Origin of the sequence: Streptomyces avidinii (assembly GCF_045161815.1) — a bacterium.
Lineage (GTDB): Bacteria > Actinomycetota > Actinomycetes > Streptomycetales > Streptomycetaceae > Streptomyces > Streptomyces avidinii.
This window is the reverse complement of sequence record NZ_CP108863.1, coordinates 7,320,289-7,334,869: the sequence shown is the minus strand read 5'-3', so window position 1 is coordinate 7,334,869 and position 14,581 is coordinate 7,320,289. Positions and strand designations below refer to the sequence as shown.

Genomic DNA, 14,581 nt, shown 5'->3' with positions numbered 1-14,581 from the left:
AAGGGCCGGCCGGTTAGCTGCCTTCCCGCCAGGCCCGCCACAGTCGTGCGTAGCGGCCGCCGAGGGCCACCAGCTCCTCGTGCGTGCCCTGTTCCACGACGCGCCCGGCGTCCAGTACGGCGATCCGGTCCGCCGCCATCGCCTGGGTGAGCCGGTGGGCCACGAACAGCGTGGTCCGGCCGGCGCACGCGGCCAGGACGGCCCGCTCCAGCTCGGCCGCGCCCTCGCTGCCCGCCTCCGCCGTGGACTCGTCGAGCACCACCACCGGTGTCCGGCCCAGCACCAGCCGGGCCAGCGCGATGTGCGCGACCTTGGTGACGTCGAGGCGTTCGCCGCCCTCGCCGACCGGGGTGTTCAGCCCCTCGGGCAGCGCGTCGACCCATCCGTCGGCCCCGACCGTCCGCAGGGCGTCCCGCAGCTCGGCGTCGCCCGCCTCCGGTGCGGCCAGCCGCAGGTCCTCCGCGAGCGGACCGGAGAACACGTGTGTCTCCTGCGTCAGGATGCTCACCAGGGCCCGTGCCCCGGCCTCGTCCAGACCGGCGAGGTCGGTGGACCCTATGCGCACCGACCCGGCCTGCGGGGCGGCGATGCCCGCGATCAGGGCCGCCAGCGTCGACTTGCCCGCGCCCGTCGCCCCGACCAGCGCGAGCGAACCGCCCGCCGGGATCGTGAGGTCGACGTCCCGTACGACCGGCTCCTCGGAGTCGGGGTAGCCGAACGTCAGCCCGCGCACCGTCACGGGCACCGGGTCCGGCAGGTCCGCGGCCCGTGCCGCGGCCAGTGCGCCCACCAGCCGGTCCTCCGCGTCCTCCTCCAGCACTCCGACGAGGCGGGTCAGGCTCGCGCCGGACTTCTGCGCCTCGTCGAAGGTGAACATGATGGAGCCGAGCGGGGTGAAGAGGCGGTGGAACAGCAGCGGGGCCGCCGACACCTCGCCGAGGGTCGCGGCGTCGGCCTCCAGCAGGGCGTACCCCACAACGATGATGAGGGTCAGTCCGATGAACTCGGCGCGGTTCTCCCGGCCGACGAAGCGGCCGAAGAGCCGGAACACCTCGATGCCGAGTTCGCGTACCCGCCACGACTCCCGGGTGACCTTCTCGCGGACGGCCCCTTCGAGGCGGTAGGCCCGGACCGTGTCGATCCCGTTCAGTCCGCTGATCAGGGCCTGCGCACGGTCGGCCTGGGCCGCCCGCTGCTTCCGGTAGAGGGGCGCGGAGCGGGGCAGGTACCAGCGCAGGGCCAGCCCGTACGCCGGCAGTGCGCAGGCGCCGGCCAGTCCGAGCCGCCAGTCGAGGCCGAACATGCCGATCGTCGCGATGACGACCAGCACGCCCGCGGAGAACACGGTGGGCACGGCCGTTCTGATGCCCTTGGACAGGACGGCCACGTCGTCACCGACCCGGGAGAGCACGTCCCCCCGGCCCACCTGCTCGATCCGTGCGCTCGGCAGGCCCAGCACTGCCCGGACGGCGCCTTCGCGCAGCCGGGCGAGCAGGTCCGCGCCGAGCCGCCCGATGAGGTACGTCGACAGGGCGGTGGCCGCCGCGCCGAGGAGCGCGGCGGCCACCATCAGCACCCCGGTCGTGACCAGGATCGAGCGCGGTCCGCCCGCGACCACCCCGTCGACGACCCGGCCGAGCAGGAGCAGCGGGAGCACCTGGAGCGCCGCCCCCGCCACCGTGGTGAACACGGTGGCGAAGGTCAGCCACGGCACCTCGCGGCAGTGCGCCACGACCCAGCGGGTGGCCTCGCGTCCGGTCGTCGTGCGCAGGGTCGACGGGACGACGCGCGTGACGGTGGTGCTCACATCTGACCGGCCGACTTGACGAGTTCGTCGATCGCGTACGGCAGCGAGAGCAGGGTGCCCTGGGACATGGCCGCGCCGACGGCCGGGCCCTCGCTGTCGAGGAGGTAGGAGACCTTGCCGTTCTTGACCGCGTTCAGGTTGGTGAACAGCTGGAACTTCTTCAGCGCTTCCTGGTCCGCCTTGTCGGCGATGACGAAGAGGCGGTCGACGTCGACGAGGTCCATGCGCTCGGGGGAGAGCGTGGTGTAGAACTTGCCGTCCGCGATCTTGTCGATCTCGGTCTGGCCCTTGTAGCCGATGCCCGTCACCAGCCGTCCGCGCACGTCGGTGGTGGTGAAGGGGGCCACGGAGTCCTTGTACCAGGACAGCGGAACGGCGGTCTGGTTCGCGAACTCGGGGTGCGCCTTCTTGGCCGCGTCGAGCTTGTCCTGGATGCCCTTCACCAGCTCGGTGCCCTTGGTCTCCTGGCCGAGCGCCTTGGCGATGTGGACGGCGTTGTCCTGCCAGGGAGCGCTGAAGGGCTCCTTCTCGGCCTTGGTGCGGCCCACCGTGGGGGCGATCTTGGAGAGTTTCTCGTAGCCCGCCTGGTCGATCTCGGAGTACACCGCGATGATCAGGTCCGGCCGCAGGGCCGCGATCTTCTCGTAGTTCGGGCCGGTGTCACCGTTGTTCATGATGACCTCGGGGCGGGTGTCGCCCCACTTGTCCTTCACCCAGGGCCACTGGGTGTTGATGTCGGGGGACGTGCCCGGCGGGTTCGGGTACTGGTCGACCATGCCGACCGGCTTGATGCCGAGTGCCAGGATGGCCTGGTCGTCGGTGTACCCGACCGAGACGACCTGCTGGGGGGCCTTCTCGACGTTCGTGGATCCGAAGGCGTGCTCCACGGTGACCGGGAACGTGCCGCCGGCGGCGGGCGCGTTGTCGCTCTTCTTGTCCGCCCGGTCCGCGGAGTCCGAACCGCATCCGGCAAGGAGCCCCACGCCGAGGGTCGCAGCGGACAGTACCGCCGCCCACCTGCGCCAGGGCCTCGTACGTGTTGTTGGCTGGAGAAGCATCCGAATCCCTTGCTTTCGTGCCATCCGTTGCGGTCCCGCCCCCGGGGGCAGCCAAACCCTACCGCGCCCAAGTGAGGCTAGCCTAGCCTTACTTGGGCCGTAACTTTGTTTGATCTAGAGGGTGTTCTGCTGATCGAGCCGCACGTGGGTGCGCCCGATGGGAACGATGAGGGGCCGGTCCCCCACCGGGTCGTCGATCACCTTGGCGCGCAGCCCGAACGCCTCGTACAAAAGCTCTGCCGTGATCACGTCACGGGGATGCCCCTGCGCGAGGATCGAACCGGCCTTCATCACGACGAGGTTGTCGCTGTAGCGCGTGGCCAGGTTGAGGTCGTGCAGCACCAGGACCACGGTGCAGCCCGACTCGTGCAGGTCGTCCACCAGGTCGAGTACGTCGATCGCGTGCGCCAGGTCCAGATAGGTGGTCGGCTCGTCCAGCAGCAGCAGGTCGGTGCCCTGAGCCAGCGTCATCGAGATCCAGACGCGCTGGCGCTGCCCGCCGGACAGCGCGTCGACGGGGCGGTCGGCGAGGTCGGAGACCCCGGTCATGGCGAGGGCTCGCGCCACGACGTCGGCGTCGTCCGAGGACCACTGGCGCAGCCAACTCTGGTGCGGATGGCGGCCCCTGGCGACGAGGTCGGCCACCGTGAGCCCTTCCGGCGCGACCGGCGCCTGCGGCAGCAGGCCGAGCTTCTTCGCCACCTCGCGGGTCCTGAGCCTGCCGATGTCCTCGCCGTCCAGTACGACCGTTCCGCTGGTCGGCCTGAGCAGCCGCGACAGGGTCCGCAGGAGTGTCGACTTCCCGCATCCGTTGGAGCCGATGATCGTCGTGATCACCCGCGGCGGGATCGACACGTGGAGATCGTCGATGACGGCCCGGCCGCCGTACCCGACCGTGACCCCTCTGGCGGCCAGCCGCGAGGTCCCCGCTTCCCCGGACTCGATCCCGGCGATCTGCTGTACGGCCACAACTCCCCCTGAAGTAGGCATGTCTGAAGAGGTATCGAAAGGAACCGAGAGGTACCGGCTAGCGGAGGTTGGCCCGCACCAGCAGATGGATGAGGAAGGGGCCGCCGATCACGGCCGTCACCACGCCCACCGGGAGGGTGATCGGCAGCGCCGTACGGGCGACCAGGTCCGCGCCGATCAGCAGCAGGGCTCCCACCGTCCCGGAGGCCGCCATCGGCGGCGTCGGGCACTTCGCCAGGCGCATCGCCACCTGCGGCGCCACCAGCGCGACGAACGGGACCGGGCCGGCCGCACTCACCGCCACGCCGGCCAGCAGGACCGCGCACAGCAGGAGCACCGCCCGCACCCTCGTGTAGCGGACGCCGAGGCCCGCCGCCACGTCGTCGCCGAGGTGCAGCGGCTTGAACTGGAAGGCGACGCCCGTGACGACCACCATCAGCGCCAGGGTGCACCACAGCGCGACGCCCACGTCGTCCCACGACCGGTTGTCCAGCGAGCCGATCAGCCAGGCCTGGGCCCGGGCCACGTCCCTGATGTCGGCCGTGACCAGCAGCCAGGTCGTGACGGCCTCCATGACGGCGCTCACCGAGATGCCGATGAGGATGAGCCGGAAGCCGTCGATCCCGCGCCGCCACGCCAGGAAGTACACGAGGAGACCCGTGCCGAGGCCGCCCGCGAGCGCCGCCCCGGACAGGCCCACGGAGCTGACGACCGCCGCGGCGGTTCCGCCCGAGACGGTCACCAGGAACACCGCGACCGCGCCGGCGCCCCCGGTGATCCCCAGGATGTCCGGGCTGGCCAGCGGGTTGCGCGCGATGGACTGGGTGATCGCCCCGGACACCCCCAGGGCCACCCCCACGACCAGCCCTGCCAGGGCGCGCGGCATCCGCAGGTCCATGATCACGAACTTGTCGACCTGCTCACCCCCGCCGAGGAGCGTGCTGATCACCCGGGTCAGGCCGATGGGGAAGTCCCCGACGCCGATGGACAGGCAGAACACGAGGAAGGTGGCCGCCGCGAGGAGCAGCGTGACGCACACGACCCACGGCCGCCACACGAACGAGACCGGGCCGAGCCGCACGCCCGGCGTCACCGAGGCCTTCACGTCGGTCCCGGTCATGCGCTCTTGAACTTTCCGCGCCACACCAGGGCCGCGAAGAACGGGGCTCCGAGGAGGGCCACGACCACACCCGCGTCCAGCTCCCCCGGTCGCACCAGCAGCCGCCCCGCCATGTCGCAGACCAGCAGGACGATGGCGCCGAGCAGACCCGCGTAGGGCACCAGCCACCGGTAGTCCGGCCCGGTCAGGTACCGGGCCATGTGGGCCACCATCAGGCCGAGGAAGGCGATGGGGCCGCACGCCGCCGTCGCCGCCCCCGCCAGCAGGGTGATGGCGACGATGCCGACCGTCCGGCTCAGTACGATGTTCACCCCCAGCCCCCGTGCGACGTCGTCGCCGAGGTTGAGCAGGTTGAGGGCGGGCAGCGTGATCAGGGCCAGTACCAGACCGACGGCGATGAAGGCGGCCACCGGCCGGATGATGCCGAATCCGACGCCGGCCACGGAGCCCGCGTTCCAGAAGCGCAGGGCGTTCAGCGAGGCCCTGTCCGACAGCGCGACCGCCGTGGTCATCGCGGCGAGGAACACCGTGACCCCCTGTCCGGCCAGTGCGAGGGTCAACGGGTTGCCGGCGCCCCGGCCGATGCTCGCCAGCCCGAAGACGATGACACCGGCGACCGCGGCGCCCAGGAAGGCGAACCAGACGTACCGGAGGGGGTCGGCGAAGCCGAAGAGGGCGATCACCAGCACCACGGCGAACGAGGCGCCGGAGTTCACTCCCAGCAGGCCGGTGTCGGCGATCGGGTTGCGCGTGTACCCCTGGATCAGCGCTCCGCCGACCCCCAGGGCCACGCCCGCCACGACCGCGAGCACCGTGCGGGGCACCCGTACGGTCCGTACGATGAGCCGTATCTCGGTGAGCCGCTGATCGGGATCCGGCGGCGCCACCAACCCGCGCCACACCTCGCCGGGGGTCAGCGCACGCGCGCCGACGGCCAGCGAGACCACCATGGCGGCCAGGAGGACCAGCACCAGGATGACCGAACCGGCAACCCGCCGCCGACGGGCCTCTGTTACGCCCCTGGGCACGGGGCGTTCCACTGCGATCGTGCCCATGTTGCTCTACGTCATCCCTTCGAGCCGCCGGGGCGAAGCATGGTGTCAGCGGGCCGTAACTTAGGCAAAGCTAAGCTGATTCCATGGCGCACTGTCGATAGACAAAACGGGCAGTCGGGAGCGGGAGGCCGTCAACTCGCCCCCAAATATGCACTGCTGAACGATTAGCTTAGCCTAACCTAACTCTCACGCTGCGGCGCATGCGTCACACGGGGCGCGACAGCGGCGCGCCCCGGCCGCCGCCCCCGGTTGCGGGGGTCGACGACCGGGGCACGCACGGTCCTCGGGAAGTGAAACGTCAGGTGTGCAGACGGCTGTTGGGGCCGTCCTGGTCCCCGGCGCTCTCGTCGTTGAACCAGTAGTCCCCGGCCGCCAGGTACCGGAACGAGTGCGTGCTCCTGCTGGGCAGCTCGACGGTCACGGCGCGCTTGCCGTCCTTCCGGCGGGCCAGGGTGTGGACACCGGGCTGCCAGTCGTTGAAGTCCCCCACCACGCTGACCGGTCCCGGCGGGGTGTCGACGGGCAGGATGAAGGTGACCTCGGTGCGGTCCTTGCGCAGCTTGCGCTCCAGCATGGTGAGCTCCTGACAACGGCAGTGGGGGTGGTACGCCGCCATCGTCGGCGGCGGACGCACCGGACGCACCCCGGCGCCGCCACTCCCCCCGCGGACCCACCACATCGAGTGACCCGCGGGCACGCCATGTCACCCTGCGTGTCCGCGAGTAGCCCGGACACCTCGCTCTCCGCTCCTGTCAAGGCACGAATGGCCGGGACTACGGCCCCGTCCCGCCCGCGGGCACGGTGGATATCGACCTTCCTGCGCGAAAGCAGGAACGCATCGCGTCCGCCATCGGAGGCACCCATGTTCCGCCGCGCAGGGGCTTTCGTGACCCGTCGCCCCCGACTCGTCCTCGCCGCCGCGCTCCTGTTCCTCGTCGTGTCCGTCCTGTTCGGTGCGGACGCCACCGGCCGGCTGAAGACCCAGGGGTACGCGGCCTGAACCGGTGGGCCCCGCGTCCCCTGCGGCCCGCGGAGCCGAGCCCGGTGTCCCGTCCTCCCCCGGCCCCCGTCCGGAGGTGTCCCGCGGCTCGGCCCGCCCTCCGTTCCCCGGCCCGCGCGTGCCACTGACCAACGGCGCGCCTCTCCGCCCCGCTCCCCCACCTCACGACAAGGAAGACCTCCCATGACCGACATCGCCATCACCGGACTCGGCTGCCGCTTCCCCGGCGCACCCGACATCGGCGCCTACTGGAAGCTCCTGCTGAGCGGGGAACGGCAGTTCGCCGCCGTCCCGAAGGAGCGCTGGAACCACGAGACCTTCCACGAACCCGGCGATCCCTCGGCCCCGCACGCCGCGTACACCGACCAGGTCGCCTTCCTGGACGACGTGGACCGCTTCGACGCGGCGCACTACGGCGTACCGCCCGCGCGCGCCCGGGCCATGGACCCGCAGCACCGCCTGCTGCTCGACGTCACCCGGGAGGCCCTGGACGACGCGGGGCTGGGCCGGGGCGACTTCGACCGGGAGAACACCGGGGTCTTCTGCGGCCTGTCGGTGTCCGACTACAAGGACCTCATGTCGGCCCCCATCCGGGCCATCGCCCTGGCCGATGACGCACGGCAGGCGGCGGCGGAGCACCGCGGGGGCATCGACGCCGTCCGGGAGCACGCGGAGGCGCTCGGCAGCGTCCAGGCGTTCAGCCTGCCGGGCAGCCTGCTCAACATGGCCCCCGGCACCGTCAGCCGGCACTTCGACCTCGGCGGGCCCAGCTTCGCCGTCGACGCCGCCTGTTCCGGCTCGCTGGTCGCCCTGGACCAGGCCGTGGCGCAACTGCGCCAGGGCCGTTGCCGGATCGCCGTCGTCGGCGGCGTGTACCTCAGCCTCACGCCCGACGGCCTGATCGGTTTCTCCACGCTCCGGGCGCTGTCCGCCACCGGGGTCTGCCGCCCCTTCGACGAGGGCGCCGACGGATTCGTGCTCGGCGAGGGCGCCGGCGCCGTCGTCGTACGGCCGCTCGACGACGCGCTCGCCGCGGGGGACCGGGTCTACGCGGTGATCAGGGGCATCGGCTCCGCCAACGACGGCGCGTCCCCCGGACCGCTCGCGCCCGCTCCCGAGGGTCAGCTGCGTGCCATGCGCCGGGCCTACGACGACGCGGGCCTCGCCCCGTCCACCGTGGGCTTCCTGGAGGCCCACGGCACGGGGACAGTCACCGGCGACCTCGTGGAGGTGGAGGCGCTGCGCCGGCTGCGCACCGAGTACCCCGACGACGACCCCTCGCTGTGCTACCTCGGCGCCGGCAAGGCCCTCATCGGGCACTCCCTGTCCGCTGCCGGCATCGCCGGGCTGATCAAGACGGCCCTGGTCGTCCACCACCGCACGATCGTTCCGCAGCCGAGGACCACCGCCCGTCCGGACCTGGACATCGACACCGCCGGGCTGCGCCTCGCCGACGGCCCGCGACCCTTTCCGACCTCCGGCGCTCCGTGCCGGGCCGCTGTCAGTTCGTTCGGATTCGGCGGGACGAACGTCCACGTCGTTCTGGAGGAGCGGCCCTCCCCCTCCCCTTCCCTCCCCCTCATCGGTCTCCCGGAACACGGCGGGGCCGCCGGACCGCAGCTCGTCCTGCTCTCGGCCGGCGACGCCGAGCTGCTGGACCAGCACATCGGCGACGTTCTCGACGCACTCGACACGGCGGACCCCGCCCCGCTGGCGGCCGTGGCCCACACCTTCGGCTCCCGCCGGCCGCTGACGGCCCGGCTCGCGATCGTGGCCGACGGCACGGAGGCGTTCGTCCAGCGGCTGCGCCACGCGCGCCGGCAGCTCGCCGCCGGGGACCGGGGCGACCTCGGCGACGGCGCCTTCGCCGCCGACGCTCCGCTGCCGGCCGACCGGCGCCGCCTCGCCTTCCTCTTCCCCGGCCAGGGCAGCCAGCGGCCGAACATGGTGCGGGACCTCTACGAGCGGTTCCCCGGCTTCCGGGCGACCGTCGACGGCCTCGGCGCCGCGGCCCGCCCGGACAGCGGCTTCGACCTGGTCGACCTGCTGTTCGGCGGGGCGCCCGGCGCCGACGGCGGCGCCGAGGCCGAGGAGCTCGGGCGCCGGCTCGCCTCGACCGAGGTGTGCCAGCCGCTGCTCGGTACCGTCCAGATCGCCGCCACCCGGCTCCTCGCCGACCTCGGCGTCCGGCCCGACCTGGTCCTCGGCCACAGCGTCGGGGAGTTCGCGGCGGCCGCGGCGGCCGGCGCCCTCACCGCGGAGGACACCGTGCGCCTGCTGGTCCACCGGGGTGCGACCCTCCGGGAGAGCGAGAGCGGGCTGCGCGGCGGGATGCTCGCCGTACAGACCGACAAGGAGACCTGCCGCCGGCTGGTGACCGGCATCGACGACGTGTGGCTCGCCTGCTTCAACCAGCCGCGGCAGGTCGTGGTCAGCGGTACGCCGCACGGGCTCGCCGCGATGCGGCGGGCCTGCGCCGAGGCGGGCGTCGTCACGGTGGCGCTCGACGTCTCGAACGCCTTCCACTCGCCGCGGCTCGCCGACGCCGACGAGAGGATGCGCGAGGACCTCGCCGACCGCCCCGTGAGCAGCCCGGTCCTGCCCTTCGTGTCGTCCGTGAGCGCGGCCCTGTGCACCGACCCGGAGGGGCTGCGCGCGCTGTGGGCCCGGCACGCGTCCGCGCCGGTCCGGTTCGACGACGCCGTGCGTACCGCCTACGGCCAGGGGGCCCGCGTCTTCCTCCAGGTGACCGGCGGCAACTCGCTGCTGACCTCGGTGCGGCGCAGCCTCGCCGACCGCGGCGACGTGCACGTCGTCCCCGTCACCGGGGAGGATCCGGACGATGCCCGCAGCCTCGTACGGGCCCTCGCGCGGCTCGCGGTCCTGGGCGTGGCGGTCGACCCGCGCGCCCTGGTTCCCCGGGAGGGGCGCCGTCTGCTCGACCTGCCGGTGGCGAGGCTCGCCACCCGGTCCTACTGGGTGCCTCGTCGGCACCCCCGGAGGGCGGACGACCGCACCGCCTCCCGCCTGCCCGTATCGCCCGTATCGCCCGAGGAGATCGCCATGGACGAGTCGCTGCACCACCCGATGGACGAACTGCTGCGGCTGATGCAGCAGCAGACGGCACTGCTCGCCCGCCTCGCCGGGGCGCTCCCGGAGCGGAGCCCCGCCGCGCCGGCGGCCGCGCCGGCCCCCACCCCTTCCGCCGCTCCCGCTGACGTTCCCGTCGACGAGGATCCGCCACCGCCCGGGGAGCTCACCGAGGTCAGGGAGGTCGTGCTCGCGCACGTGTCCCGGGTCAGCGCCTTCCCGGTGGCTCATCTGCGCGACGACCAGTTGCTGGTCGACGACCTCGGCTTCGACTCGCTGATGCTGACCGACCTGTTCACCGCCCTCGGGCAGCAGTGGCCGCAGTGGACCTACGACGAGACGGTCACCGATCGGCCGACCGTCGGAGCGATAGCCGCGATGATCGCGGGCGGATGCCCGGACGCCGTACCGGCGGCCCTCCCCGGGCAGCGCTCCGGGGCAGGCGAGGGGCAGGCGCCGGATCCCGCCCCGGACCGGGACCCGGCCCCGGCCCCGGCTCCGGCTCCGGCCCCGGCTCCGGCTCCGGCTCCGGCCGCTACCGCGCTGCCCGAGGAGCACACGAGGATCGAGTGCTTCCCCGAGGTCATCGCCCACAGCGAGCGCATCGCGACCCTCTCCGGGCTGGGCCTGCCCAATCCGTACTTCCTCGTCCACCAGCGCGGCATGACGGACACGACCGTCGTCGACGGCCGGGAGCTCCTCTCCTTCTCCGGCTACAACTACCTGGGCCTGGCGACCCACCCGCAGGTGAGCGCGGCGGCCCGGGAGGCAACAGAACGCTTCGGCACCTCGGTGTCCGCCAGCCGGCTCCTGTCCGGCAGCCGCCCGCTCCACCTGGAACTGGAGAACGAGCTCGCCGACCTGCTCGGATGCGAAGCGGCGATCACCCTGGCCAACGGGCACGCCACCAACGTCACCGTGATCGGACACCTCGTCGGACCCGGGGACCTCATCGTCCACGACGCCCTCGCCCACGACAGCATCCTGCAGGGGTGCAGGCTCTCCGGCGCGACCCGGCGGCCCTTCCCCCACAACGACGCGGCCGCCCTCGACGCCCTGCTGAGGCAGGTCCGCGGCGAGTACCGGCGGGTCCTCGTCGTCGTCGAAGGCGTCTACAGCATGGACGGGGACATCGCCGATCTGCCCGCCCTCGTCGAGGTCAAGCACCGGCACGGCTGCCTGCTGATGATCGACGAGGCGCACAGCATCGGGACCATCGGCCGGACGGGGCGCGGTATCGGCGAGCACTTCGACATCGACCGCACGGCCGTCGACCTGTGGTCGGGCACCCTGTCGAAGGCCCTGGCGAGCTGCGGCGGCTACGTCGCGGGGAGCCGCCCGGTCGTGGAGTACCTGCGCTACACCGTCCCCGGCTTCGTCTACAGCGCCGGGATGACCCCGGCCGACACCGCGGCGTCACTGGGCGCCCTGCGCATGCTGCGTACCGAGCCGGAGCGCGTGGCACGTCTCGCGGAGAACGCGGCGCTGTTCGTCCACCTCGCGCGCGAGGCGGGCGTCGACACCGGCGACAGTCACCGCACGCCGGTCGTCCCGTGCATCGTCGGGGACTCGCTGAAGACCCTGCGCCTCGCGGAGGCCCTCTTCCGGCGCGGCATCAGCGTCAACCCCATCCTCCATCCGGCGGTACCGGAGGAACTGGCCCGGCTGCGCTTCTTCGTCACCCACGACCACACGCCCGGCCGGATCCGGCAGGCCGTGGCTGCGCTGGCACGCGAGCTGCTGCTCCTCGACACGGCCGCGGCCGCGTGACCGGCCCTGTGGACACCGCCTTCCGGCGGTGTCCACAGGGCCGTGTCCTGCGTTGGTGCTCCTTGCCCCGCTGGATCATCCTGGTCAGAGGAGCGCCTGGCCGTGCGGGTCCCCGTGGGACGGCGGCAGCGGAACGAGCGAGGGCGAGATGAGTGGCGATGGAGCGAGTTCCCACCTCTCCTGGTGAGCGGCCCGAGGAGACGGGCGCCTTCGAGTCGGCGTACACGGCCTCGGCCACGATCAACGAGGAGGGCATCGTCACCGAGTGGAGCGAGGGAGCCACCCGTCTGCTCGGCTACGTGCCGTCCGAGGTCGTGGGGCTGCCCGCCGCCCACCGGCTCGCCGATGTCCTCAGCGAAGCGGCGAGCCGGATTCCGTCGGCGCAGGAGCGGTGGAGCGGCACGGTGGCGCTGCGGCACCGGGACGGCCACCGGATCGAGGTGGCGCTGCTCGCGCACCGCTGGACGTCCAGCGGTGGGACCACCAAGTGGTTCGTGGTGTCCGCCGTCGGTGGCACGGGCCGCTCGCCCTGGGAGGAGCCGCTGAAGGAATGGGCGTTCACCCAGTCCCCCTGCTTCCTGGCGATCTTCGATGCCGACCTGCGGCTGGTGCGGGCGAACTCCGGCATGGAGCGCGCGCTCTCCCTCACGGAGGCCGAGATGCGCGGGCTGCGGCTGCCGGAGATCGCGCCGGATCCGGTGAGCGACGAGACCGAGCGCAGGATGCGCGTGGCCCTGGAGTCCGGTGAGCCGCAGTACATGGAGTCCTTCGTCCATCCGACGGTCGGCGGCGCGGATCACGGCTGGGCGACCTCGGTGGCGCCGTTGCGGGATCCGGACGGCCGGGTGCACGCCGTGTGCCTGGCCGCGCACGACCGGAGCGCGGTGGAGAGCGTCCAGCACCAGATGCTCCTGACGGACGAGATCGACAACGCCGCCGCGCCCATCGGGACCACCCTGGACAGCGTGCGCACCGCGCACGAGCTGGCCGACGCCGCCGTCCCCCGGTTCGCCGACTTCGCGGTCGTCGACCTGCTGGAGCCCCTCCCGCGCGGCGACGAGCCGTCCTCGGTCCCGGTGGACGGGCCGGTCACCGTGTGCCGCGCTGCGGCGCGGTCGATCCTCGACGGGACCCCGGAGTCCCAGGTCGCCGTCGGGGACACGACGAGCTATCCGGCGCTGTCCCCGCCCGTCGAGGTGCTGATGGCGGGCCGCGGCGCCGTGTACGGGGCGGCGGACCCGGCCCTCGCCCGGTGGGCGGCCGAGGACCCCGGGGCCGCCTGGATCGGCGAGTACGGGGCCCACTCGCTCATGGTGGTGCCGATGCGGGCCGGCGGGGGCTCGCTGGGTGTGGCCGTCTTCAGCCGCCACCGGCGGCGGGAGCCCTTCGGGCCGGAGGACCTGCGGGTGGCCGGGGAGCTCACCGCCCGGGCGGCAGCCGGGATCCGCAACGCGTACCGGTCCGGCCGCGAGCACACCACCACGATGACCCTGCAGCGCAGCCTGCTCCCGCACACGCTGCCCGATCAGGCAGCGCTGGAGATCGCCTCCCGCTACCTGCCCGCCGGCGGCGAGGCCGGGGTGGGCGGCGACTGGTTCGACGTGATCCCGCTGTCCGGCGCCCGGGTGGCCCTGGTCGTGGGCGATGTCGTCGGCCACGGCATCCGGGCCACCGCCACCATGGGCCGGCTGCGCACCGCGGTACGCACCCTCGCGGACGTGGACCTGGGCCCCGACGAGCTGCTCACCCACCTCGACGACCTCGTCATCCACCTGTCCGCCGACGAGGGCGACCAGGAGACCGGCGGGGAGACGGCCGGGGGCATCGGCACCACCTGCCTCTACGTGGTCTACGACCCGGTCATCCGGCGGTGCACGGTGGCCCGGGCCGGGCACCCGCCGCCCGCCGTGGTCTCCCCGGAGGGCTCCGTGTATCTGCTCGACGTCCCGGCCGGTCCGCCGCTGGGCCTGGGCGGCCTGCCCTTCGAGACGACCGAGGTCGAGCTGCCCGAGGGCAGCATCCTCGCCCTGTACACGGACGGTCTGCTGCAGCCCCGCGACCACGACATCGACGAGGCGCTGGACAGTATGTTCGCGGCTCTCGCGCGGCCGGCGGACACGCTGGAGGCGGTCTGCGACCGGGTACTGACGACCATGCTGACGCACCGCCCGGACGACGACGTGGCCCTGCTCGTGGCCCGGACCCGGAGCCTGCACGCGGACCAGGTCGTCGTCTGGGACCTGCCCTCCGACCCCTCCGTCGTCGCCACGGCCCGGCGGCAGGCCACCGACCAGCTGACGGCCTGGGGACTGGAGGAGGCCGCCTTCGTCACCGAGCTCCTGGTCAGCGAGCTGGTCACCAATGCCATCCGGTACGGCCAGCCGCCCATCCAGCTGCGGCTGATCCACGAGAAGAACAGCACCCTGATCTGCGAGGTCTCGGACGCGAGCAGTACCGCCCCGCACATGCGGCGGGCCCGGACCTTCGACGAGGGCGGGCGGGGTCTGCTGCTGGTCGCGCAGCTCGCCCAGCGCTGGGGCACCCGGCACGCGGCCATCGGCAAGACCATCTGGGCCGAGCAGTCCCTCACGGGGTTCTGAGGACGCGTACCAGGCAGGGCAATATGCACGGAAATGTTCCCTGTGACGCGCCTGTGACAGTTGACGGACACCTCCATGAAGTCGCGCCCACAAGCTCTTTAACAGGGACAAA

Annotated in this window: 8 protein-coding genes; 2 read left to right on the top strand and 6 right to left on the bottom strand. The window is 72.7% G+C overall.

Features of this window, described 5'->3' with window-relative positions; genetic code table 11:
* Positions 1-13: 13 nt before the first annotated feature.
* The 6 genes from OG373_RS33085 to OG373_RS33060 form a co-directional block, all read right to left on the bottom strand.
* Positions 14-1,807, bottom strand: a complete 1,794-nt coding sequence (locus OG373_RS33085; protein ID WP_405442115.1) for an ABC transporter ATP-binding protein — start codon at positions 1,805-1,807, stop codon at positions 14-16.
* On the bottom strand, positions 1,804-2,865 hold the full coding sequence (locus tag OG373_RS33080) for an iron-siderophore ABC transporter substrate-binding protein (RefSeq protein ID WP_405442113.1): 1,062 nt from the start codon (positions 2,863-2,865) through the stop codon (positions 1,804-1,806). The genes OG373_RS33085 and OG373_RS33080 overlap by 4 nt, the downstream gene beginning before the upstream one ends.
* A gap of 114 nt (positions 2,866-2,979) precedes the next feature.
* Positions 2,980-3,834, bottom strand: a complete 855-nt coding sequence (locus OG373_RS33075) for an ABC transporter ATP-binding protein (RefSeq protein ID WP_405442112.1) — start codon at positions 3,832-3,834, stop codon at positions 2,980-2,982.
* Between the two features lie 58 nt (positions 3,835-3,892).
* Positions 3,893-4,954: a FecCD family ABC transporter permease gene (locus OG373_RS33070; RefSeq protein WP_405442110.1), complete on the bottom strand. Its 1,062-nt coding sequence runs from the start codon at positions 4,952-4,954 to the stop codon at positions 3,893-3,895.
* Positions 4,951-6,009, bottom strand: coding sequence for a FecCD family ABC transporter permease (locus tag OG373_RS33065; protein ID WP_405442108.1), 1,059 nt, complete (start codon positions 6,007-6,009; stop codon positions 4,951-4,953). Before OG373_RS33065 ends, OG373_RS33070 begins: the two co-directional genes overlap by 4 nt.
* Before the next feature lie 298 nt (positions 6,010-6,307).
* Positions 6,308-6,583: an isoamylase early set domain-containing protein gene (locus OG373_RS33060; protein ID WP_033225103.1), complete on the bottom strand. Its 276-nt coding sequence runs from the start codon at positions 6,581-6,583 to the stop codon at positions 6,308-6,310.
* Positions 6,584-7,192: 609 nt separating this feature from the next.
* Between OG373_RS33060 and OG373_RS33055 the strand changes: the two genes are divergently transcribed.
* The gene (locus OG373_RS33055) at positions 7,193-11,869 is read left to right on the top strand and encodes a type I polyketide synthase (RefSeq protein WP_405442106.1); all 4,677 of its coding nucleotides are present in this window, start codon (positions 7,193-7,195) and stop codon (positions 11,867-11,869) included.
* A gap of 158 nt (positions 11,870-12,027) precedes the next feature.
* A complete protein-coding gene (locus OG373_RS33050) occupies positions 12,028-14,469 on the top strand; it encodes a SpoIIE family protein phosphatase (protein ID WP_405442104.1) in 2,442 nt (813 codons plus the stop codon).
* The last annotated feature ends 112 nt before the right edge of the window (positions 14,470-14,581 follow it).